17 protein-coding genes and 1 riboswitch are annotated in these 21,327 nt (G+C 68.2%); of the genes, 5 read left to right on the forward strand and 12 right to left on the reverse strand.

What is annotated here, in order from left to right; genetic code table 11:
- Positions 1-1,265, reverse strand: a 1,265-nt coding sequence (locus tag ABD243_RS07710; protein ID WP_344363953.1) for a bifunctional o-acetylhomoserine/o-acetylserine sulfhydrylase, incomplete at its 3' end; no start/stop codon positions are given.
- Positions 1,266-1,326: 61 nt separating this feature from the next.
- Positions 1,327-1,442: riboswitch (SAM riboswitch) on the reverse strand.
- A 154-nt stretch (positions 1,443-1,596) separates the two neighbouring features.
- Between ABD243_RS07710 and ABD243_RS07715 the strand changes: the two genes are divergently transcribed.
- Positions 1,597-2,235, forward strand: a complete 639-nt coding sequence (locus tag ABD243_RS07715; protein ID WP_091249549.1) for a VOC family protein — start codon at positions 1,597-1,599, stop codon at positions 2,233-2,235.
- 115 nt (positions 2,236-2,350) lie between these two features.
- On the opposite strand, the gene ABD243_RS07720 is transcribed toward ABD243_RS07715, so the two are convergent.
- Positions 2,351-3,118, reverse strand: a complete 768-nt coding sequence (locus tag ABD243_RS07720; RefSeq protein WP_344363956.1) for a CPBP family intramembrane glutamic endopeptidase — start codon at positions 3,116-3,118, stop codon at positions 2,351-2,353.
- Positions 3,119-3,238: 120 nt separating this feature from the next.
- Between ABD243_RS07720 and ABD243_RS07725 the strand changes: the two genes are divergently transcribed.
- The gene (locus ABD243_RS07725) at positions 3,239-3,919 is read left to right on the forward strand and encodes a histidine phosphatase family protein (RefSeq protein ID WP_116768268.1); all 681 of its coding nucleotides are present in this window, start codon (positions 3,239-3,241) and stop codon (positions 3,917-3,919) included.
- Between the two features lie 10 nt (positions 3,920-3,929).
- Here the strand turns inward: ABD243_RS07725 and ABD243_RS07730 are convergent, their stop codons facing one another.
- The 5 genes from ABD243_RS07730 to tdh form a co-directional block, all read right to left on the reverse strand.
- Positions 3,930-5,327, reverse strand: coding sequence for a phenylacetate--CoA ligase family protein (locus ABD243_RS07730; protein ID WP_344363960.1), 1,398 nt, complete (start codon positions 5,325-5,327; stop codon positions 3,930-3,932).
- 54 nt (positions 5,328-5,381) lie between these two features.
- Positions 5,382-6,623, reverse strand: coding sequence for an amidohydrolase family protein (locus ABD243_RS07735; RefSeq protein ID WP_344363963.1), 1,242 nt, complete (start codon positions 6,621-6,623; stop codon positions 5,382-5,384).
- Between the two features lie 11 nt (positions 6,624-6,634).
- On the reverse strand, positions 6,635-7,780 hold the full coding sequence (locus tag ABD243_RS07740; protein WP_344363965.1) for an NAD(P)/FAD-dependent oxidoreductase: 1,146 nt from the start codon (positions 7,778-7,780) through the stop codon (positions 6,635-6,637).
- Between the two features lie 475 nt (positions 7,781-8,255).
- Positions 8,256-9,464, reverse strand: coding sequence for a glycine C-acetyltransferase (locus tag ABD243_RS07745; RefSeq protein ID WP_344363968.1), 1,209 nt, complete (start codon positions 9,462-9,464; stop codon positions 8,256-8,258).
- Between the two features lie 86 nt (positions 9,465-9,550).
- Complete coding sequence (gene tdh / locus ABD243_RS07750) at positions 9,551-10,597, reverse strand: L-threonine 3-dehydrogenase (RefSeq protein WP_116768272.1); 1,047 nt, start codon at positions 10,595-10,597, stop codon at positions 9,551-9,553.
- 173 nt (positions 10,598-10,770) lie between these two features.
- Between tdh and ABD243_RS07755 the strand changes: the two genes are divergently transcribed.
- Positions 10,771-11,679 (forward strand): LysR family transcriptional regulator, encoded by a 909-nt coding sequence (locus ABD243_RS07755; protein WP_344363972.1) that lies wholly within the window; start codon positions 10,771-10,773, stop codon positions 11,677-11,679.
- A gap of 12 nt (positions 11,680-11,691) precedes the next feature.
- Here the strand turns inward: ABD243_RS07755 and gatB are convergent, their stop codons facing one another.
- The 4 genes from gatB to ABD243_RS07775 all read right to left on the reverse strand — a co-directional run bounded on the left by gatB (position 11,692) and on the right by ABD243_RS07775 (position 16,939).
- Positions 11,692-13,197 (reverse strand): Asp-tRNA(Asn)/Glu-tRNA(Gln) amidotransferase subunit GatB, encoded by a 1,506-nt coding sequence (gatB, locus tag ABD243_RS07760; protein WP_344363975.1) that lies wholly within the window; start codon positions 13,195-13,197, stop codon positions 11,692-11,694.
- Positions 13,197-14,786, reverse strand: coding sequence for an Asp-tRNA(Asn)/Glu-tRNA(Gln) amidotransferase subunit GatA (gene gatA, locus ABD243_RS07765; protein ID WP_344363977.1), 1,590 nt, complete (start codon positions 14,784-14,786; stop codon positions 13,197-13,199). Before gatA ends, gatB begins: the two co-directional genes overlap by 1 nt.
- Before the next feature lie 4 nt (positions 14,787-14,790).
- Positions 14,791-15,087, reverse strand: coding sequence for an Asp-tRNA(Asn)/Glu-tRNA(Gln) amidotransferase subunit GatC (gene gatC, locus ABD243_RS07770; protein WP_091249523.1), 297 nt, complete (start codon positions 15,085-15,087; stop codon positions 14,791-14,793).
- Positions 15,088-15,457: 370 nt separating this feature from the next.
- Positions 15,458-16,939 carry a CitMHS family transporter gene (locus ABD243_RS07775; RefSeq protein WP_344364386.1) on the reverse strand — a complete coding sequence of 494 codons (1,482 nt, stop codon included), beginning with the start codon at positions 16,937-16,939 and terminating at the stop codon, positions 15,458-15,460.
- Between the two features lie 189 nt (positions 16,940-17,128).
- Between ABD243_RS07775 and ABD243_RS07780 the strand changes: the two genes are divergently transcribed.
- Together ABD243_RS07780 and ABD243_RS07785 are read left to right on the forward strand one after the other, a co-directional pair.
- The gene (locus tag ABD243_RS07780) at positions 17,129-18,838 is read left to right on the forward strand and encodes a sensor histidine kinase (RefSeq protein WP_344363981.1); all 1,710 of its coding nucleotides are present in this window, start codon (positions 17,129-17,131) and stop codon (positions 18,836-18,838) included.
- A complete protein-coding gene (locus ABD243_RS07785; RefSeq protein ID WP_344363983.1) occupies positions 18,831-19,502 on the forward strand; it encodes a response regulator in 672 nt (223 codons plus the stop codon). The genes ABD243_RS07780 and ABD243_RS07785 overlap by 8 nt, the downstream gene beginning before the upstream one ends.
- A 76-nt stretch (positions 19,503-19,578) precedes the next feature.
- On the opposite strand, the gene ABD243_RS07790 is transcribed toward ABD243_RS07785, so the two are convergent.
- Entirely contained in the window at positions 19,579-21,297 is a 1,719-nt protein-coding gene (locus ABD243_RS07790; RefSeq protein WP_344363985.1) for a SulP family inorganic anion transporter, read from the reverse strand.
- Positions 21,298-21,327: the final 30 nt, after the last annotated feature.

A 21,327-nucleotide genomic window follows, 5' to 3' on the forward strand; every position in this document is an offset into this window, starting at 1 on the left:
TCAATGTGTTCCAGTCCGACCGAGAGCCGCACCAGGCCGGGGTTCACGCCGGCCACGGCCTGCTGCTCGGGCGAGAGCTGACTGTGGGTGGTCGACGCCGGGTGGATCACGAGGGAGCGGACGTCGCCGATGTTCGCGACGTGCGAGTGCAGCTCGAGGGCATCAACGAAGCGTTTGCCGGCCTCCGCTCCCCCGGCGATGTTGAACGCGACGACGGCGCCGGTCCCCTTGGGCCCGTACTTGCGCCCGCGCTCGTACCAGGGGCTGGATGGCAGCCCGGCGTAGGCGACGGATTCGACGTCGTCCCGCGCCTCCAACCATTCGGCCACCTTGGTGGCGTTGGCCACGTGGCGTTCAACGCGCAGGCTAAGGGTCTCGATGCCCTGGGCAATGAGGAATGCGTTGAACGGGGACACGGCGGAGCCGAGGTCGCGCAGGAGCTGGACCCGGGCCTTGAGGATGTAGGAGAGGTTGGCCCCGAGCGCGCCGCCGGCGCCGAGGTCGCGGGCGTAGACCAGTCCGTTGTAGGTGGGGTCCGGGGTGTTGAAGCCGGGGAACCGCTCGGGGTCCTTGCCGAAGTCGAACTTGCCCGAATCCACGATCACGCCGGCGATCGCGGCACCGTGGCCGCCGAGGTACTTGGTGGCGGAATGGACCACGATGTCCGCTCCCCACTCGATCGGCCGGATGAGGTAGGGGGTGGACAGGGTGTTGTCGACAATCAGGGGCACGCCGGCCTCGTGGGCCACCTTGGAAACGCCCTCGATGTCCAGAACGTCCTGGCGGGGGTTGGAGACCACTTCGCCGAAGAACAGCTTCGTGTTGGGCCGGACGGCGTCGCGCCACTGGTCCAGGTTGTCCGGGTCCGCAACGAAGGTCACGGAGATACCGAACTTCTTCAGCGTGTGCGCGAGCAGGTTGTAGGTGCCGCCGTAGAGACTGGGGCTGGCGACCACGTGGTCCCCGGCCTCGGCGATGTTGAGGATCGCGAACGTCTCGGCGGCCTGGCCGGAACTGAGCAGCAGAGCGGCGAGGCCGCCTTCCAGGCTGGCCACGCGCTGTTCCACCGCGTCCTGCGTGGGATTGCCGATCCGGGTGTAAATGGGGGCAAGTTCGGCGAGGGCGAAGCGGTTCGCGGCGCTTTCGGCGCTCGGGAACACGAACGACGTCGTCTGGTAGATCGGGAGGGACCGGGCGCCGGTGGCGGAGTCCGGCTCCTGGCCGGCGTGGATCTGGCGGGTTTCGAAGGACCATGCAGTGGACATTATTGCTCCTGTCGGGACTGGGCACAGCACCGCCCGGGGCCATCGGCCCAGGCCGGCACAGGCGCCGCGCTTGCCCTCCGGCGGGCGCCGGACGGCCAGGTCTTCACCCGGGGCACCCCACCGCGATACGAGGGTTGCCGGCCAGCAAGCCGGGGCTGTGCGCTGGCACTCATGACCTTGGTTCAGTGTAGGAATGGCGGCAGGCCGCTGGATAGCTTTATGACGAACATGAAGACGACCGGCACGCCGGCCTCCAGACACCCCGAGACATCCCATCACGGTAAGGCAAGCCTAAGCTGAGAGGTCCATCACAAAGTGCCAAGATGAGGGCATGCGCATGGATCACGTTTCTTACGCCTGTGAACACGATGGTTTGGCAGCCACCACTGAACGTATTGCGTCTGCCCTCGGCGTCGAAGCCGTGAAGGGTGGAGTGCACCCCCGTTTCGGGACACGCAACATGATTATCCCGCTCGCGGGACACAAGTATGTCGAGGTCGTGGAGGTCCTGAACCACCCGGCATCGGACAAGGCCCCCTTCGGCCAGGCAGTCCGGGCACGCTCCGAGGCCGGCGGCGGCTGGATGGGCTGGTGCGTCGAAGTTGACGACCTCGGCCCGTTCGAGGAGCGGCTGGGCCGCGCCGCCGTGAACGGCAACCGGAAGTTCCCCGACGGCCGCGAACTGGTCTGGAAGCAGATCGGCATCCTGGGCCTCATCGCCGACCCGCAGGTGCCCTACATGCTCAAGTGGGAGGGTGACCCGGAGCTTCACCCCTCCAATGCCTACGCAAGCGACGTCAAGATGTCCGCGCTGACCATTGCCGGTTCGGCAGAGCGCGTCACGGAATGGCTTGGCGAGCCCGTGGAAAAGCCGCTGGAAGACGTGGCCGTGAACTGGCTCGCGCCGCACGGCACGCCCGGAATCCTCTCCGTCACCTTCGAGACCGCCTCCGGGGCCGTCACGATCTAACGCTCCACCTGCCCCACACTTCGGCCGCCATCCCGCGGGTGCCAACGTTGTCACCCGCGAGATGGCGGCCGATATATTTTAAGTGCCGGCTCTCCCGCGTTGCGTTGTGGGCGCCTCAGCCCAGGCCCACGGCCTTGCCGAACAGGCTGAATCCCACGAACGCCACGGTATCCAGGATGGCGTGGGCGATCACGAGGGGCATCACCCGCTTGGTGCGGGTGTAAACCACGGCGAAGACCACACCCATCACCGCGTTGCCGATAAACGGCCCGAACCCCTGGTAGAGGTGGTAGCTGCCGCGAAGCAGGGCGCTGGCCGCGATGGCCGCCGGCGTGCTCCAGCCCAGCTTCCCGAGCCGGTCCAGAAGATAGCCCACCACAATCACTTCCTCCACGATCCCGTGCCGGATCGCGGACAGGACCAGCACCGGCACCGTCCACCAGTAGGCGTCGAGGGCGCTGGGGATGATCGCCGTCGTGATCCCCAGCGCCCGGCCGGCGGCGTAGAGCGCCAGGGACGGGATGCCGATGGCGGCGGCGAGCCCCAGTCCCTGCAGGAGATCCTTGCCGGGACGGGCGAAGTTGAAGCCGATCCTCCGGAACGCCGAGGTGCCGTGTTCTCCGGCCGGCCAGCGCTCGGTGAGGAAGTAGATCACCAGGGCCACCGGGACCAGGGCAAAGAGGATGTCCAGCAGCTGGTAGGTGAGGTCGAAGTATTCGCGCGCGCTCTGCGAACGGTTCAGCGTTGACGTGCCCTGGGCCAGCGGCGCCGTGGTCATTTTGTCCAGCAGCTGCACCACGGAGTACACCGCGGACTGCCCCAGCGACAGTCCCAGGACAATCAACACTTCGAACCGCAGCCGACGGCGGGAGGGAACCAACATGTTCCTATCTTGCCTGCCGTTGCCGATAGTTTGCTGGTGCCCCACCTGTTGCCCAGGCGGTGCGGCCGTGCGGGGTTTTGCCTGCGGCACCTGCTTCCGGGAGCCCTATGCTTGGGGTTTATGAGTGCGCCCCGGAAAATCATCATGATCCGGCACGGCCAGTCCGCCGCCAATGCCGACACCTCGATCTACAACCGTGTCCCGGACTACCGGATTCCGCTGACGCCCCTGGGACTGGAGCAGGCGACGGCGGCCGGTGAGGAGGTCCGGCGCCAACTGGACGGCCGCCCGGTGTGCGTCTACGTTTCCCCGTACCTGCGTGCCTACCAGACCCTCGAGGCGCTCAACCTCGGCCCGCTCGTGGAACGGGTGATCGAGGAACCGCGGCTGCGGGAGCAGGACTGGGCGAACTTTCAGATCGCCGGCGATATCGAGGACCAAAAGGAGCTCCGCAACGCCTACGGCCACTTCTTCTACCGCTTCCGCGAGGGCGAGTCCGGCTCCGATGTGTATGACCGGATTTCCTCCTTCATGGAGACCCTCTACCGGCACTGGTCAAAGCCCAGCTATGCCCCGAACGCGCTGTTCGTGACGCACGGGCTGACCATGCGCCTCTTCTGCATGCGCTGGTTCCACTGGTCGGTGGAGTACTTCGAATCCCTGAACAACCCGGAGAACGCCGAGGTCCGCACCCTGCTGCGCACCGCGCGGGGCAAGTACGAGCTCGACAAGCCGTTCACGCAGTGGGAAAAGCGGCGCGTGGACGAGACCGTCCTGGACGCCCCGCCGATGTTCTTCTAGCTGCCGCCATTCAGTCAGGAACCCGGGCGATCACCTGCCGGAACTTCCCGCTCGTGCCGCTCTGCTCTAGCGGCTCGGCCGCGCGGACGACGTCGACGTTCCCCAGTTCCAGCCCGGCGAGGTACTCCGACAGCCTCGCGGAGGCCGCGCGCCACACCACTCCGGCATCGGCGCCGGGTTCGGGTTCCAGCCGGAGGCGGATGGTTGCCGGTCCTGTCTGAACCAGCTGGCTGCGGTGCAATCCGGGCGTTTCGTCGACGACGGATCCGATGGCGAGCGGAAGAACAAGGAGCGCGGTCCCGTCGGCGGCAACGAGCCGCAGGACGTCGTCGCGGCGGCCGGCGACCCGGATGGCGGGCAGCGGGTTGGCGCATTCACACGGACCGGTCTTTGCCAGCACTGAGTCGCCGAGGTCGTAGCGGATCAGCGGCTGGACCCGGTTTGCGAGGTTGGTCAGCAGCACGGTGTGGGACGGCTCCCCCGGCGGAGTAGGCCGGTAGTCCGCGTCGACCGGCTCCAGGATGGCCCAGTCGCTGTTGACGTGCAGCCAGCCGCGGGCGCAGTCAAACGCCAGCGGTGTGAACTCGGAGGCCGCGTAGGCATCGTGGAGGGCGCCCCCGAACGCCTCCACGATGCGGGCCCGCACGTCCGGCCCGCTGGACTCGCCTGCCAACTCCACCACCACGGGTTTCAGGTGGAGCCGGCCGGCTGCCTGCTCCTCGGCGAGCAGCGCGAGGGCACTCGGATAGCCGGTGATAGCTGAGGGGTCGAAGTCATTGAGGGCTGCCACGAGCCGCGCCAGCGGCTGTTGCACCGGAAAAGCCCGGAACGCGCGCCGGCGCCACCAACTGCGCCGGCCCTGCCATTGCACCCAGCCTGCCCCCGCGTAGTGTCCGCCAGTGCCCACAACTGCCGCCCAGCGCAACCCGCGGCGGCCCATAGCCAGCAACTCCGCGGGCGACAGCCAGGCCAGGTCGATGCGCAGAGTGAAGGCCTGGGAGACCGCGAGGGAACGGGGATCGTGCACGAAGATACCGGGGTGCCCGGTGGTGCCCGACGTTGTGCAGACGAAATACCGTTCCAGGTATGGCGTTCCGACCAAGGACGGGTCGGCGATGAAGGCCTCGACTCCGGCCCGGGTGACGGCGGGATCGGTGACCCAGTCATCGAAGTTGGCCATGAGCTCCTGTTTGGTGACCGGTGGCAGCTCCTTCAGGGCGACGGCGTCGGCGGCCAGGGCGCCCTTCACGTCCCGGTAGAGGCGCCGGTAGAAAGGCGAACTGATCCGGGCGTGAGCGACGAGCGCCGCCAGCCGGGCGTCCCGGCGCCGGGCCAGGCCAGCCGGCCCCTGGCCCTGGGCCCACAGCTGATCGAGAGCGAAGCCCAGTTCCTCCAACAGCCTTGCCACAGTTACCTCCTGGGGTAAGCCGACAGGGTCGAAAGCATTAGGTCGAAACCAGAGTCACCGGGCGCGTACGCCCGCCCGCCACACGGCGCGGGTGAGCGGAATGCCGGGCCGGTAGGCCAGGTGCGTGGCCGAGGGCGCGTTGAGCAGGTGCAGGTCCGCCCGGTGCCCGACGGCGATCGAACCCACGGCCCGTTCGCCGTCGACGTCTTTCCCGGACTCCCGCCCCAGGGCCAGCGCGCCGCCGTAGGTTGCCGCGCGCACCGCCTCGTGGACGCTGAGCCGCATCTGCAGCACGGCAGTGGTGACACAGAACGCCATCGAGCTTGTGTAGGACGTGCCCGGGTTGCAGTTGGAGGCCAACGCGAGCTGCACGCCGGCGTCGAGCAGTTCCCTTCCGGGGGCCAGCGGCTGCCGGGTGGAAAGATCGCAGGCCGGCAGGCACGTCGCGACGGTGCCGCGCTGTCCCGTCCACCGAGCGCCGGCGACCTGGGAACCGGTGCCGCCAGCGTCCTCCCAGCCGGACCAGCTGCCGGCGAGGGCGTCAATGTCCGCGGCCGAAAGGTAGTTCACGTGGTCCACGCTCGCGGCGCCGAATTCCACGGCCAGCCGGACACCCGGGCCCTCGCCGAGCTGGTTGCCGTGGACCCGCAGTCCCAGCCCGGCGTCCTTGCAGGCCTGCAGCACCCGGCGGGACTGGTCCTCGTTGAAGGCGCCCTGCTCGCAAAACACATCGGCCCAGCGCACGTAGGGCCGAACCGCGGCGAGCATCGGCCCGCAGACCAGCTCCGTGTAGTCCTCGGCGTCCATGCCGGCGGGCACGAGGTGCGCTCCGAGGTAGGTGACCTCGTCCGCGACCGTGGAGGCGATCCGGGCGCTGCGGGCTTCGTTCTCGACGTCCAGGCCGTAGCCCGTTTTGGTCTCGAGGTAGGTGGTGCCCTGCGAGACGGCTTCCGCGATGCGGCCCATCGCCAGCCGGGTGAGCTCGAAGTCGCTCGTGCTCCGGGTGGCGCCGGTGGTCACGGCGATCCCGCCGGCACTGTAGCTCTCCCCGGCCATCCGGGCCTCGAACTCGGCCGTGCGGTCCCCCGCGAAAATCAGGTGGGTGTGGGAATCGACCCAGCCCGGCAGGAGCGCCCGGCCGCCGGCGTCCACGGCTTCATCCGCCGCCGGCGCGCCGGCCGCGGGACCCAGCCAGGATATCCGCTCCCCCTCGATCACCACCGCCGCATCGCGGAGGACGCGGTGTTCCGCGTCCTGGGTCATGAGTTCGGCGATGTTGGTGATCAGGGTGCTCATGGATCCATTCTTCAGCGCCGGATGGACCAGCGGGTCGCGGCCAGCGCCTCCGCTGTCCGGGATGCCGGACTGGCCTCCGCGGCCGTGCCTGCTGCCGTGCCTGCGGCCGTGCCGGAAGCGGGGGCACCCTGCCCGGCCAGGATCAGCCCGGCGGCGAGTTCGGCGATGGCCGAAGACGTCTGGAAGCCGTAGCCGCCCTGGCCGGCGAGCCAGAAGAATCCGGTGGCCTCGGCGTCGAATCCCACCACCGGGACACCGTCCGCGGCTTCGGTCCGCAGACCTGTCCAGGCTTTGCTGACGCCGCGGATCCCGAGGGTCGTGATCGTGTTGAGCCGGGCGACGAGACCTTCGATGTCGCCGGGGTAGGGCCGGGCGTCTTCCGCTCCGCTCGGGACGTGCTCCGCGGGCGAGATCAGGACCTGGCCGTCGTCGGGCCGGAAATAGAAGCTGTCATCGGCCGCCGCCACCATGGGGCAGGTTGCCGGGAGGGGATGTCCGACGTCGACGATCGCGGCGGTGCGGCGGTACGGCTGGAGGCCGAGCTTCTCGACGCCGCTGAGGACCGCGAGCTCGTCCGCCCAGGCGCCGGCCGCATTGACCACGACGGCGGCCTCGAAGCCTTCCTGTCCGGCGCCGAGTTCCCAGCCGGTGCCCAGGCGCTGCGCCGAATGGACCCTGGCCCCGGTGATGATGTCCACGCCGCCGGCTTCGGCCCGCTGCCGGTGGTCCTCGAGCAGTATCGGGGCGTTGCAGGCGAAGGATCCGGTGTCCAGGCCGGCGGCGCTGAAGGATTCCGGGACCAGGACAGGGCACAGTTCCAGCGCCTCGGCGTGGGTGATCCGGTGCATGTGGCCGCTGGCTTTGGCCCGGACGGTGGCGTCGTCGCCGATCAGCATGAAGCCGCGCGGCGTGAGCACCGGTGCCGGGCGTTCGGTGTCGCCGGCGGCGATGAGCTCCAGCGTCCGGACTGTGAGTTCCTGGACGACGGGCGGGCCGTAGCTGGGGATCAGCTGCCGGGCCGAACGGGCCGAGGTGTGGTACGCCAAGGTCTGCTCGGCCTCGACCAGGGCCACGCTGCAGCGCCCGGCCAAGGCGGAGGCAAGGGACAGGCCGGCGATGCCTCCGCCGACAATCACGACATCGTAAGTTGCTGACATGGTCCCATCCTTGCAGACGGAGCCGCGGCACGGGGAGAGACTCGGGTTGCGGCAGGGGGTGCGGCGCGGTCAGGGGCGCCGCGCCCCGCGGAACAGCATTCGGGGAGGCGTGAGCCGGTCATGTCGGTTCTGGCCTCTGGACATGTCCCTTCCTAGTCCGCACCGGTGGACATGTCCCTCGTTGCGGCGGGCAGACCCGGGAGATGCCCTTTGCGGCGGCCAGGCCCGGGACATGCCCTTCCCTGATCCACGCGACTGAACATGTCCCTCGTTGCGGCGGCCAGGCCCGGGACATGCCCTTCCTTGGTCGCGGCCGTTGGACATAGTGGCATCATGTCCAGTCCTCGCGGCCGGAGCTGGGCATGTCCCGCGGAAAAAGCCAGTGGAAGAAGCCGGGATGAACGAGCAGGGCCGGACCCCTGGAGCAGGGCCGGGCCCCTAGATGAACTGAAGGGGCCCGGCCTCAGGGATCCGCCTAGGCCGCGACGGCGGCCCGGCTCCGGACGAACGCCTGAACGCAGGCCTCCACGTCTTCGGCGCTGTGCGCGGCGGAGAGCTGGACGCGGATGCGGGCCGCGCCCTTGGGCACCACCGGGTAGCTGAATGCCGTGACAAAGACGCCGTTGTGGAGCATAGCGTCGGCCACCTTGGCCGCCATGACGGCGTGGCCGAACATGACCGGAACAATCGCGTGTTCACCGGGGAGAAGTTCGAAGCCTTCCTCGCTCATGCGGTTGCGGAACAGTTCCGCGTTGGCGAAGAGCTTGGTGCGCAGTTCGCCGGAGTTCTCCACGAGGTCCAGGGCCTTGAGCGTGGCCGCGACGATGGCCGGGGCCAGCGAGTTGGAGAACAGGTAAGGGCGGGCCTTCTGGCGGAGCATGGCGATGACCTCGCGGCGCCCGGAGACGTAGCCGCCGGAGGCGCCGCCGAGGGCTTTGCCGAAGGTTCCCGTGTAGATGTCCACGCGGTCCGAGACGCCGGCGTGTTCGGGGGTGCCCGCGCCGGAGGCGCCCATGAAGCCCACCGCGTGGGAGTCGTCCACCATGACCATGGCGTCGTACTTTTCGGCGAGGTCGCAGATCGCTTCGAGCGGGGCCAGGAAGCCGTCCATCGAGAAGACGCCGTCCGTGACGATGATCTTGCGGCGGGCCGGGTTCTCCTGCGTGGTGGCCTCGATCAGCTTCGATTCGAGGTCCGCCATGTCCTGGTTGGCGTAGCGGAAGCGCTGGGCCTTGCAGAGCCGGATGCCATCGATGATGGACGCGTGGTTCAGGGCGTCGGAGATGACGGCGTCCTCCGGGCCGAAGAGGGATTCGAAGACGCCGCCGTTGGCGTCGAAGCAGCTGGAGAACAGGATGGTGTCCTCGGTTCCGAGGAACGTCGAGACGCGCTTTTCCAGGGCCAGGTGCAGGTCCTGGGTGCCGCAGATGAAGCGGACGCTGGCCATGCCGAAGCCGCGCTCGTCCATCGCGGCCTTGGCGGCGGCGATGATCTCCGGGTGGTCCGCGAGGCCGAGATAGTTGTTGGCGCAGAAGTTCAGGACGTCCGCGCTGGACTCCCCGATCTGCCCGGCCTTGATGTGGTTGGCCTGCGGCGAGTCGATGTGACGCTCGGTCTTGAACAGTCCGGCGCTGCGGATCTCGTCGAGTTCGTGCTGCAGCTGGTCCTTGATGGTCGAATACATAGGTTGGCTCCTCAGCTGGTTGGATGCGGGGGCGAAATGCTGGTTCGGAAAGGGGGCCTGGAAAGAGGCGGCCTGGAGAAGGCGGCCTAGAAGACGGTCCAGTCGAGGACCACTTTGCCCCCGACGCCGGCGCGGGCAACCTCGAAGCCTTTTTCCCAGTCGGTGGCGGGCAGAGAGTCGGTGACGACGGCCGAAATGTTGGCGTGCAGGACCGGGTTGGAGGAGAGCATGGCGCTCATCGCGTACCAGGTCTCGAACATTTCGCGGCCGTAGATGCCCTTCATGGTCAGCATGTGCGTGACCACCTTGCCCCAGTCGATGTCGATGGACTGGCTGGGCAGTCCCAGCATTGCGATCCGGCCGCCGTGGTTCATGTTGTCGATCATCTCAGGCAGCGCGGTGGGGTGTCCCGACATTTCCATGCCGATGTCAAAGCCTTCGCGCATCCCAAGTTCGCGCTGGGCGTCCTTGACCCGCATTTTCGAGACGTCGATCGCGAGGTCGACGCCGAGCTTCCGGGCCAGTTCCAGCCGGGGAGCGGAAATGTCGGTGATGGCGATCTTGCGGGCGCCGGCGTGCCGGGCGACGGCGATGGCCATGAGCCCGATGGGCCCGGCGCCGGTGATCAGGACGTCCTCGCCGACCAGCGGGAAGCTCAGGGCGGTGTGGACGGCGTTGCCGAAGGGGTCGAAGATGGCGCCCAGTTCCGGGGTGACGGAGGGATCCTGGTGGACCCAGACGTTGGTCTCGGGGATCACCACGTACTCGGCGAAGGCGCCGTCGCGCTGGACGCCGACGCTGACGGTGTTGATGCACATCTGCTTGCGGCCGGCGCGGCAGTTGCGGCAGATGCCGCACACGATGTGGCCCTCGCCGGAGACCCGGTCCCCCACTTTGACGTCCAGGACGTCCTCGCCGATCTCCACGACTTCGCCGTAGAACTCGTGGCCGGCGATCAACGGGGCGTTGATGATGCCCTGCGCCCAGGCGTCCCACGACTGGATGTGCAGGTCCGTGCCGCAGATGCCGGTGGTCATGACCCGGATCTTGACGTCACCCGGGCCTGCCTCGGGCTCCGGGCGGTCGACGAGTTCGAATCCTGCGTGGGCACCGGCCTTGTAGAGAGCCTTCATGGACTTTCCTAACTGTGTTTTGCTCCGCGTGTATTGCCCCGCGCGGTCTATTCCGCCGTGCGGCGCGGGCATGTGGGACAACTCACCCCATTAGACCCACCGAAAAAGCATTAGCACAACCGAATTCTTCTCAATCGACGATTTAGAAATAGCTGTTGCATAGAATGGCTGGCATGGAAATCCACCAGCTGGAGATGTTGCGTGAGCTCGGCGCCCTGGGCAGCGTCAAGGCCGTCGCCGAAACCCTCCTCGTGACGCCCTCGGCCGTGTCCCAGCAGCTGGCCGCGCTGCAGAAGACCGTGGAGGTTCCGCTGACCCGCAAGGAAGGCCGGAACCTGGTGCTGACGGAGGCCGGACAGGTGCTCGCGGACGCCGGGGCCGCCGTCGTGAGCGCGATGGCGGATGCGAAGATGGCGATCGGCGCCTATCACGGCTCGCCCGTCGCGCCGGTGACGCTTAGCGGTTTCCACAGCGCCGGTCAGGCGCTCTTCGCGCCGCTGGCCCGGCTCCTGGACACACCTGGACAGCCGCGGATCCTGCTCTCGGACGAGGACGTGGCCCAGCAGGATTTCCCGGCCCTGACGGCCCGCTATGACCTTGTGCTGGCGCACCGGATGGATCACAGCCCGCGGTGGCCCGAGGAGCGCGTCGCGGTGATCCCGCTCGCGCATGAGCCGCTGGACGTCGCGCTGCCGGCCGGGCACCGGCTGGCCGGCCAGCGCGCGGTGACGGCGGACGACGTCGTGGGCGAACCGTGGGTGACCAGCCGCGCCGGCTACTCCCCCGCCGACGTGCTGTCCGCCGTCGCGGCCGTCTCCAGCCGGGAGCTGAACATTGTGCACCGGATCAACGACTATTCGACCGTGGCGGCTCTCGTCGCGGCCGGCGGGGTGATCGGCCTCTTGCCCCGGTATACGGCGCGGCCCGTGCTGAATCCGGGCATCGTGCTGCGGCCGCTGGAAGGCATCAGCACCCGGCGCAGGATCGATGTCCTGGCCAGGCCGGAGAACCTTAAACGCACTTCGGTCATGATGGTCTGCGAAGCACTGCAGACCATCATGACCGAATTGGTGGAGCGTTAGGGTTTTGGCCCCTTAGCCTTCGACGCCGAGGCGCTGAAGGATCAGTGCGCGGACGCGGCCGGCGTCGGCCTGCCCGCGGGTGGCCTTCATGACGCCGCCGACGATCGCACCGATCGCCTGGACCTTACCGCCGCGGATCTTGTCCGCGACGTCGGGCTGCGCGGCGAGGGCCGCGTCTATGGCTTCGAGCAGGGGGCCGTCGTCGGAGACCACGGCGAGGCCGCGCTTTTCAACGATCTCCGCCGGGGTGCCTTCGCCGGCAAGCACGCCGTCCAGGACCTCGGAGGCCATCTTGTTGTTGATCTTGCCCTCTTCCACCATCTTGTTCAGTTCCACGATGGTGGCCGGGTTGACGCCGAGCTGGCCGGGATCGACGTCGGCGTTCTTGGCGCGCCCCACGATCTCGCCCATCCACCACTTGCGGGCCACCGTGGGGGTGGCGCCGGCGGCGATGGTTTCCTCGATCTCGTCCATGACGCCGGCGTTGACGACGTCGCGGAACTCCAGGTCGGAGTAGCCCCAGTCGGCCTGCAGGCGCTTGCGGCGGGCGGCCGGCGGCTCGGGCAGGGTGGCGCGCAACTCCTCGACCCACTCGCGGGACGCGGTGATCGGGACGAGGTCCGGTTCCGGGAAGTAGCGGTAGTCGTCGGCGTCGGACTTGGCCCGGCCCGAGGTCGTGGTCCGGGTGTCCTCGTGCCAGTGCCGGGTTTCCTGGATGACCGGCTCGCCGGAATCCAAGACGGCGGCGTGGCGCTGGATCTCGTAGCGGACGGCGTGTTCGACGGCGCGCAGGGAGTTGACGTTCTTGGTCTCGGAGCGGATGCCGAATCGTTCGCGGCCGTGCGGGCGCAGCGAAACGTTGGCGTCGCAGCGGACGTTGCCGCGTTCCATCTTGGCGTCCGAGACACCCAGGTTCTTGACGATCTCGCGGACGGCGGCAACGTATGCCTTGGCGAGTTCGGGCGCGCGGCTGCCCGCGCCCTCGATCGGCTTGGTGACGATCTCCACGAGGGGCACACCGGAGCGGTTGTAGTCCACCAGGGAGTAGTCCGCGCCCTGGATGCGGCCGGTGGCGCCGCCCATGTGGGTCAGCTTGCCGGCGTCCTCTTCCATGTGGGCACGCTCGATTTCGACGCGGAACACGGTGCCGTCGGCGAGCTCGATGTCCAGGTAGCCGTCGTACGCGATGGGCTCGTCGTACTGGGAGGTCTGGAAGTTCTTCGGAGTGTCCGGGTAGAAGTAGTTCTTCCGGGCGAAGCGGCAGGTCTCGGCGATCTTGCAGTTCAGCGCGAGGCCGATCTTGATCGAGGATTCGATCGCGGTCTTGTTGACCACGGGCAGGACGCCGGGCATGCCGAGGTCCACTTCGTTGACGTTGGTGTTGGGCTCGTCGCCGAAAACGTTGGGCGCGGAGGAGAACATCTTGGTCTTGGTGTTGAGTTCGACGTGGACTTCGAACCCCAGGACGGGATCGTACTTCTCCATGGCCTCTTCGAAGCTCAGGGTTGCGTCAGTCATTAGTGTGAACCTCCGTGGCTCGCGGGGGCGCCAGCAGCAACCGCCGGTGCTGAATCAGTCGGTGAAGGGGCCGTCAGTGAGGGGGCGCGGTCCAGGAGCGGGCCGCCCCACTGCGCCTCGAGCAGGGACTCCAACACGGCGCCGACACGGTACAGCCGGGCGTCCTGGCGGGCCGGGGCCAGCAGCTGGATGCCGACCGGCAGTCCGTCCTCGTCGGCCAGACCGCCGGGCAGGGAGAGCCCGGGGACGCCGGCCATGTTGGCGGGGATGGTGGCGACGTCGTTGAGGTACATCGCGAGCGGGTCGTTGAGCTTCTCGCCCAGTTTGAAGGCCGTGGTGGGGGCCGTCGGGGAAATCAGCACGTCCACCTTGGCGAACGCGGCCTCGAAGTCGCGCTGGATCAGGGTGCGAACCTTCTGGGCCGAGCCGTAGTAGGCGTCGTAGTATCCGGCGCTCAGCGCGTAGGTGCCCAGGATGATGCGGCGCTTGACCTCGTCGCCGAAGCCGGCGGCGCGGGTGGCGCCCATGACGCGTTCGATGGTTAGCGGTCCCTCTTCGGGAAGGACGCGCAGGCCGTACCGGACGCCGTCGAACTTGGCCAGGTTGGAGGAGGCCTCGGAGGGCATGATCAGGTAGTAGGCGCCCAGGGCGTACTTGAAGTTGGGGCAGGAGACCTCGACGATCTCGGCACCGGCTCCCCTGAGCAGCTCCAGGGACTCGTTGAAGCGGTTCTCGACGCCGGCCTGGTAGCCCTCGCCGTGGAGTTCCTTGATGATGCCGATCTTCATGCCCTGGACGTTGCCGGTCCGGGCCGCGGCCACGAGGTCCTCGAGCGGGTCCGGCAGGGAGGTGGAGTCGCGGGGATCGTGGCCGCCGATCACCTGGTGCAGCAGGGCCGAGTCCAGCACGGTGCGGGAGACCGGGCCGATCTGGTCCAGCGAGGAGGCCATGGCGATGGCGCCGTAGCGGGAGACGCCGCCGTAGGTGGGCTTGACGCCGACGGTGCCGGTGACGGCGCCGGGCTGGCGGATGGATCCGCCGGTGTCCGTGCCGAGGGCCAGCGGGGCTTCGAAGGCCGCGACGGCGGCAGCCGAACCGCCGCCGGAACCGCCGGGGATGCGGTCCAGGTCCCACGGGTTGTGGGTGGGTCCGTACGCGGAGTGCTCGGTGGAGGAGCCCATGGCGAATTCGTCCAGGTTGGTCTTGCCCAGGATCGGCATCTTGGCGGCGCGCAGGCGCTCCACGACGGTGGCGTCGTAGGGGCTGTACCAGCCTTCGAGGATCTTCGAGCCGGCCGTGGTGGGCTGGCCAATGGTGACGATGAGGTCCTTGACGGCGATCGGCACGCCGGCGAGGGCGTGCAGTTCCTCGGCTGCGGCGCCTCCCGCGGCGCGGATCGCGTCCACTTCGGCTGCCACGGCAAGGGCTTCCTCCGTGTTGACGTGCAGGAAGGCGTGGACCTTGCGGTCGACGGCGGCGATCCGGTCCAGGTAGGCCTGGGTGACCTCGACGGAGGTGACTTCGCGGGCGGCCAGCTTGTCGGCGAGCGCGGCGGCGGAGAGGCGGATCAGTTCGTTGTTCTCAGTCATGGTCTTAGTCCTCATCCAGGATTGCCGGGACCTTGAAGCGGCCTTCGTACGCGTCGGGGGCACCGGAGAGGGATTGCTCGGCGGTGAACGTGTGCCCCACGACGTCCTCGCGGAACACGTTGGTCAGCGGAATCGGGTGCGACGTGGCCGGGACGTCATCACCGGCAGCTTCACTGACGGACTTCACTGATTCGACGATGACGGCGAGTTCGCCGGCCATCCTGTCGAGCTCTTCGGCACTCATCTCGATGTGCGCGAGTTGCGCGAGATGCGCGACGTCGTCGCGGTTGATCGCAGCCATGGATCTCCCCTGCAAGTAAAGGATTATTTTCCGTCCCAGTCTACGTGGGTTGAACTCCGCTTACCGCCCGCCGCGGTCTCCTTAACCGCCTCACCTTCCCGGCGCCGGGCCGGACGATCCTTTGGCTGCTCGCTCGTCCTCGCTTAGACGCAGCCGGCAGGATGTCCGTCCCACCACCGGAGTGCGCCACTCACCAACGACGGCTGCCTGGTCCGGAGAATCTCCGAACCAGGCAGCCTCGATATCGTCGTTGGGTTCCCCGCCTGCCGTGGTCCGCTGCCAGCGGCAGCGCGCGGGCATTCGGAAGCGTGCGTCTAAGCGAGGAACGAGCGAGCACGCGGAGAATGTCCGCGTTATGCCGCGGAGAGTGTCAGCCGATGCCGATGGCTCCGGTGGCTACTCCTACGCCGAGCATTACCAGGGAGATGACTGCCGTGCGCCAGAGTACTTTCTTGTGGTGGTCGCCGAGGTCCACCTTGGCCAGGGAGACCAGGAGCAGGATGGCCGGGACCAGGGGGCTCTGCAGGTGGAAGGGCTGGCCGGTGATGGAAGCACGGGCCATTTCGGCGGCGCCGATGCCGTAGTGTGCTGCCGTTTCGCTGAGGACCGGCAAGACGCCGAAGTAGAAGGCGTCATTGCTCATGAAGAACGTCATCGGGATGCTCAGGACGCCGGTGATGACGGCCATGAGCGGTCCCATGTCCGCGGGAATGATCTGCACCAGCCAGGTGGACATGGCCTTGACCATGCCGGTGCCGTTGAGGACGCCGGTCAGGACCGCGGCGGCCATGACCATGCTGACGACGGCGACGATCGACGGTGCGTGGGCGATCAGCTGGGCGCTTTGGTCCTTGACCTTGGGGAAATTGACCAGCAGGGCGATGGCCGAGCCGACCATGAACACGAACGGCAGCGGCACGAGGTCCGCGACCAGCAGGACCATGATGGCGACCGTCAGGCCCAGGTTGAACCACTGGAGCTTGGGGCGCAGGGTGGGACGGTTGGGGTCGAGTGCGGTGTCCGCCATGGCCGAGTCGCGCTCGTCCACGAGGTCCTCGGCGCGTTCCAGGACGGCGACGGAGGAACCTCCGGTTGCAGGGCTTCCGACGGCGGTAGTTCCGCCGGCGGGGCCGGTCACCTTGCGGCCGAAGCCGAAGCGGCCGGTGCCGGTGCCGCCGCGCGAGGGACCGGCGTCGGGCATCCGGGCGTCCCCGGTACCCCAGATTTCCGGGGCAACGGCGCGGAGGCGGTTGCGCTCCTGCAGGCCCAGCAGCCAGGCGAAGGCGAAAACGACCACCAGGCCGGCGATGAGGGAGGGGATCATCGGGACGAAGACCTCGGACACGCTGATCTTCAGGGCGGAGGCGGCGCGGGCCGTGGGACCGCCCCAGGGCAGGATGTTCATGGTCCCGTTGGCCAGGCCGGCCACGCAGGTCAGGACCACGGGGCTCATCTTGAGCCGCAGGTAGACCGGAAGCATCGCCGCGGTGGTGAGGATGAAGGTGGTGGAGCCGTCTCCGTCGAGGGACACCGCGGCGGCCAGGATAGCCGTGCCGAGGACCACCTTGGCGGGGTCGTTGCCCAGCTTGCGCAGGATGAACCGGACCAGCGGGTCAAAGAGGCCGACATCGATCATCAGCCCGAAGTAGATGATGGCGAACATCAGCAGCGCGGCCGTGGACGTCATGGACTTCATGGAGTCCAGCACCATGGGGCCGATACCGAGGCCCGCCCCGGCGAAAAGTCCGAAAATCGTGGGAACAATGATGAGCGCCAAAACAGGCGTCAACTTCTTCGTCATGATCAGCACCATGAATACCGCGATCATGGCGAATCCTAGTAATACCAGCACGGCCGGCTCCTTCTTCATTGAATGACACCACTCCGGTGTGATGCGCACTACAGACGTTAGAGTGGCGTCCGTCACGGCTGGGTCTTTGGCTCAATTGATTGGCATACTGCTTGTTGGATGCATTTTGCGCATTTTGCGCATTTTGCTCACGATCTCAACCAGTCCGTACGAACCCCAGGCAGGAGCCCGATGAAGCGCCGCACAGCCCTGCCCGCCCTGCGCTTTTCCACCCAGACGCTGCTCCTGCAGCTCGGCGTCGTGGCGCTGGTGGTGCTCCTGAGCAGCGCCGTCCATGCCTGGCTCACCTACGACCGGCTGGGGCGCGAGGCCGAGAACCAGGCGCTGACCCTGGCCCGGACCGTCGCTTCGGACCCGACCGTGCGGGCAGAGGTCCAGTCCATCAGCGCCCTTCCCGCTGCTCCCCCGGCGGCCGAGCTGCTGGCCGGGCCGCTCATGGCTGCCGCGGAGGGTGCCCGCACCCGCACCGGGGCGCTGTTCGTGGTCATTACGGACGAGACCGGCATACGCCTGGCGCACCCGGATGCGGAGCGGCTGGGCGAGAAAGTGAGCACCGACCCCTCCGAAGCCCTGGCCGGCAAGGAGGTCACCACCCGGAACACGGGCACGCTGGGGCCCTCCGCCGGCGCCAAAGTCCCGGTGTTCGCCCCGGAGTCCACGGCAGTGGTGGGTGAGGTGAGCGTGGGCTACTCGACGGAAACGATCAGCCAGAGCCTGGCCAGGGACATCGCTCCCATCGCCGCCACGGCCGCCGGGGCACTGCTCGCCGGGGTACTGGCGTCCTTCCTGCTCCGGCGCCGGCTTCAGCGGCTCACGCTCGGGCTGGAGCCTGAGGAAATCAGCACCCTCGTACACGACCAGGTGGCGGTACTGCAGGGGGTCGACGACGGCGTGATCGGCATTGCGGCCGACGGCCGGGTCAGTGTTTTCAACGCCGCCGCCCAGCGGCTGCTCGGTGTTCCCGACCTCGCCGGCACCGCCTGGGGCACCGCGCCGGTGCCGGCCCAGCTGAAGGCCCTGACCCGGGCCGACGCGGCCGAGGGCGACGCCGTGGAACTCGTGGCCGGCGACCGGGTACTGGTGGCCAGCGCGCGCAAGGCCCTGCATGGTCGTGAGGACCTGGGCTGGGTGGTGATGCTGCGGGACCGGACCGAACTGCAGCAGCTGACCCGGCAGCTCGACGCAGTCGGCACGATGTCCGCGGCCCTGCGGGCGCAGCGCCACGAGTTCGCCAACCAGCTGCACACTATCGCCGGCTTCATGAGCATCGGCAAGCCCCAGCAGGCCCAGGATTATCTGGCCAGGCTGGCAGCCACCGGGCCGCTGACATTCCCGGTGGACCAGGCCGAGCTGCTCCAGGACCCGTATCTGCAGGCCTTCCTCGGCGCCAAGGGCGTTGAGGCGGACGAGCGCGGCGTGAGCCTTCGCCTCGGCCCGGAATCCGTGGTCCGCGGCCGCGTCACTGAGCCGCAGGATGTCACCACCGTCCTGGGGAACCTGATCGACAACGCCATGAATGCCGCCGTCGCCGGTTCCGCGTCCGAGCGCTGGGTGGAAGTGGAAGTGCTGGACGAACCGGGGGTCAACGGCGGCGCCGGCACCCTGCACATTGTCGTCGCGGATTCCGGCGACGGCCTGGGACCCGGGGTTGCAGCCGCAGGGTCCGAGGCCGTGTTCACGGAAGGCTATACGACGTCGGAACGGCCGGCGCGGGCGGGCGCAGGGCAGGGGCTGGGGCTGGCGTTGTCCCGGCAGTTCGCGCGCCGGCGCGGCGGCGACGTCCGGGTGCTGGACCCCGGCTCCCCCGGCGGCCCGGGCGCCGTGTTCGTCGCCACCCTGCCCGGGACAACAGAACCAACCGGAAAGGACACCGATGTCTGAGGATTTCAGGGTGCTGATAGTCGACGATGATTTCCACGTCGCCAAGCTGCACGCCGCCTATGTGGATTCCGTGGCCGGTTTCCTCGCGCTGCCCCCGGCCGGTTCGGCGTCGCAGGCGCTGCAGGCCATCCACAGCCTGCGCCCGGACCTTGTGCTGCTGGATGTCTACCTGCCGGATGCTTCCGGGCTGGACCTGTTGCACCAGCTGGACGTGGACACCGTGATCCTCAGCGCGGCCTCGGACACGGCTTCGCTCCGGCTCGCATTCCGCCGCGGCGCCCTAGGCTACCTGCTCAAGCCCTTCACGGCCGAAGCCCTGTCCCAGCAGCTGCGCTCCTATGCCCGTTACCGCCGTATCCTGGCCCAGCCGGGATCCGTCAACCAGGAGACGGTGGACCGCGCCAAGCGGGCCTTGATCGCGGGCGACGTCGCCCCCTCCGCGCGGCCCCGGTCCGCCACCGAGGCCGCGGTGCTCGAATCCCTGGTTCCCGGAGAGCAGTATTCGGCCGCCGACGTCGCTGCCCGGGTGGGGGTGTCACGGGCGACCGCCCAGCGGTACCTGTCCTCGCTCGCGGACGACGGCGCCGTCGACATCCAGCTGCGCTACGGCACCACCGGGCGGCCCGAGCACCGCTACGGACTCCCCGCCGGAACCGGCCTCTAGGCCTCCGCAAAGCAACGCGGGGTTATCTACGGCCCATCAGGACTGCCGCGATGGACCGTAAGTGCCCGCGTCGGTTCTAGCCGGTGTCCGCCCGGCCCCGTTCTGCGGCCGCTTGTTCCGCCTCGACTGCCCTGTGGATGTTGCCGTGGATCTTGTCCGCCCCGATGAGTTCGATCACGCCGTCGCGTTCGAGGATGGCCCGTACCGCCGGCTTCAGGCGGGTGAGGCGCAGGTTGACGCCGGCGTCCCGGGCCAGGGTCACGACGTCCGCCATCTTTGCCGCGCCTTGGGAATCTACGAAGTTGATCCCCCCGCAGTCGATCACGATCCCGGTCAGTTCCGGTTTTGCATGGATGACGTCGCGCAGGCGATCCTCCAGGGCGTCGGCGGTGGCGAAGAACAGGCCGCCGTCGAACCGGATCACGGCCACGCCGGGGAGGATCTCGTCGCCGGGGTGCCCGTCGGCTTCGCGGAAGACCTGCGTGCCCGGTTCGCGGCCAAGAGACGGCATCGCCGGGTGGGTGGCCACCGCGACCAGCCAGATCAGCGAGAGTCCGATGCCGATGATGACTCCCGCGAGTACGCCGAACACCAGGGTTCCGAGGATCGCAGCGACCGCGATCCAGAAGTCCACCTTTTGTACCCGGGCCAGCCGCCGCATCTCCGGCACGTTCATCATGCCCATGACGACGGCCTCGATGATCAGAGCCGCCAGCACGGGCTTGGGCAGGTTGGAAAAGAGCGGCGCCAGGAACAGCAGTGTAAGCAGGACCGTGACACCCGAGGTGAGGGAGGCGAGCCCGGTCTTCGCCCCGGAGTGGTCGTTCAGCGAGCTCGCTGAGAGGCTTGTCGAGACCGGCATCCCCTGGAACACGCCCGCGGCCAGGTTGGAGAGGGACTGCGCCGTCGATTCCTGGTTGATGTCGATCTGGTAGCGGTGTTTGGCGGCGAACGCGCGCGCATCGCCCGCGGTCTGGGAGAAGCCGATCAGGACCAACGCCACGGCGGCGACCGCGACCGTGCCCGCGTGGTCCCACATGAGCTGGCCGTCCGGGATCTTCAGCGCCGGCAGCCCCCGGGGGACGTCACCCACCAGCGCCACGCCCTTGGCGCCGAGATCAAACAATGCCGCCGCGAGCAGTCCGCCCACCACGAGCACGAGGGCGCCGGGGACCTTGGGAGCGATTGCCTTGAGCCCAAAGACGACGGCCAGCGCGATCACGCCGACGATCACCGTCGCCCGGTGCGCCTCGCCGAGCGTCCCCAGCCAGGACCACAGTTCCTGGATCGGATTGGAGCCGGTGACCTCGGTCCCGGTGAGCTTGGGGAGCTCCCCGATCACGACGTCGATCGCCGCACCGAAGAGGAAGCCTGTGACCACGGCACGGGAGAGGAACTGCGCGATCCAGCCCATCTTGAGGACGGCAAGGAGCAGGAACAGGACCCCTGAGGCAAGGGTGATACCGGCGACGAACGAGGCGATATCGACGTCGTTGGTAATGCCTGCCGCGAGCACGGCGCTCGCGGCCACCGCCGCCAGACCCGAGCTGGGACCCATCGAAATTTGCCGGCAGCTGCCGAAGATCCCGTACATGAGCGCGCCCGCGGCAGCCGCATACAGGCCGTTCTGCAGCGGAATCCCCGCGATGCCGGCGTACCCCAGGTTCTTCGGGACAATCAGGGCGGCGACGGTGACGCCGGCGATCAGATCGCCACGCAGCCATGCCCGGTCATAGGAACGGAGCTGGCCTAAAATGGGGACCCGGCTGGGGCCCTGTCCGTGCGCCCTGGTCATGCGCCAGTCTTACCCCAAGTCCGGCCGTTC

Source organism: Arthrobacter humicola (assembly GCF_039531445.1).
Classification (GTDB): Bacteria; Actinomycetota; Actinomycetes; order Actinomycetales; family Micrococcaceae; genus Arthrobacter; species Arthrobacter humicola.

Excerpts from the sequence above, each read along its gene's own strand:
- ABD243_RS07715 (WP_091249549.1), top strand. The coding sequence starts at position 1,597 with ATGCGCATGGATCACGTTTCTTACGCCTGTGAACACGATGGTTTGGCA.
- ABD243_RS07720 (WP_344363956.1), bottom strand. The coding sequence starts at position 3,118 with ATGTTGGTTCCCTCCCGCCGTCGGCTGCGGTTCGAAGTGTTGATTGTC.
- ABD243_RS07725 (WP_116768268.1), top strand. The coding sequence starts at position 3,239 with ATGAGTGCGCCCCGGAAAATCATCATGATCCGGCACGGCCAGTCCGCC.
- ABD243_RS07735 (WP_344363963.1), bottom strand. The coding sequence starts at position 6,623 with ATGAGCACCCTGATCACCAACATCGCCGAACTCATGACCCAGGACGCG.
- ABD243_RS07740 (WP_344363965.1), bottom strand. The coding sequence starts at position 7,780 with ATGTCAGCAACTTACGATGTCGTGATTGTCGGCGGAGGCATCGCCGGC.
- ABD243_RS07745 (WP_344363968.1), bottom strand. The coding sequence starts at position 9,464 with ATGTATTCGACCATCAAGGACCAGCTGCAGCACGAACTCGACGAGATC.
- tdh (WP_116768272.1), bottom strand. The coding sequence starts at position 10,597 with ATGAAGGCTCTCTACAAGGCCGGTGCCCACGCAGGATTCGAACTCGTC.
- ABD243_RS07755 (WP_344363972.1), top strand. The coding sequence starts at position 10,771 with ATGGAAATCCACCAGCTGGAGATGTTGCGTGAGCTCGGCGCCCTGGGC.
- gatB (WP_344363975.1), bottom strand. The coding sequence starts at position 13,197 with ATGACTGACGCAACCCTGAGCTTCGAAGAGGCCATGGAGAAGTACGAT.
- gatA (WP_344363977.1), bottom strand. The coding sequence starts at position 14,786 with ATGACTGAGAACAACGAACTGATCCGCCTCTCCGCCGCCGCGCTCGCC.
- gatC (WP_091249523.1), bottom strand. The coding sequence starts at position 15,087 with ATGGCTGCGATCAACCGCGACGACGTCGCGCATCTCGCGCAACTCGCG.
- ABD243_RS07780 (WP_344363981.1), top strand. The coding sequence starts at position 17,129 with ATGAAGCGCCGCACAGCCCTGCCCGCCCTGCGCTTTTCCACCCAGACG.
- ABD243_RS07785 (WP_344363983.1), top strand. The coding sequence starts at position 18,831 with ATGTCTGAGGATTTCAGGGTGCTGATAGTCGACGATGATTTCCACGTC.
- ABD243_RS07790 (WP_344363985.1), bottom strand. The coding sequence starts at position 21,297 with ATGACCAGGGCGCACGGACAGGGCCCCAGCCGGGTCCCCATTTTAGGC.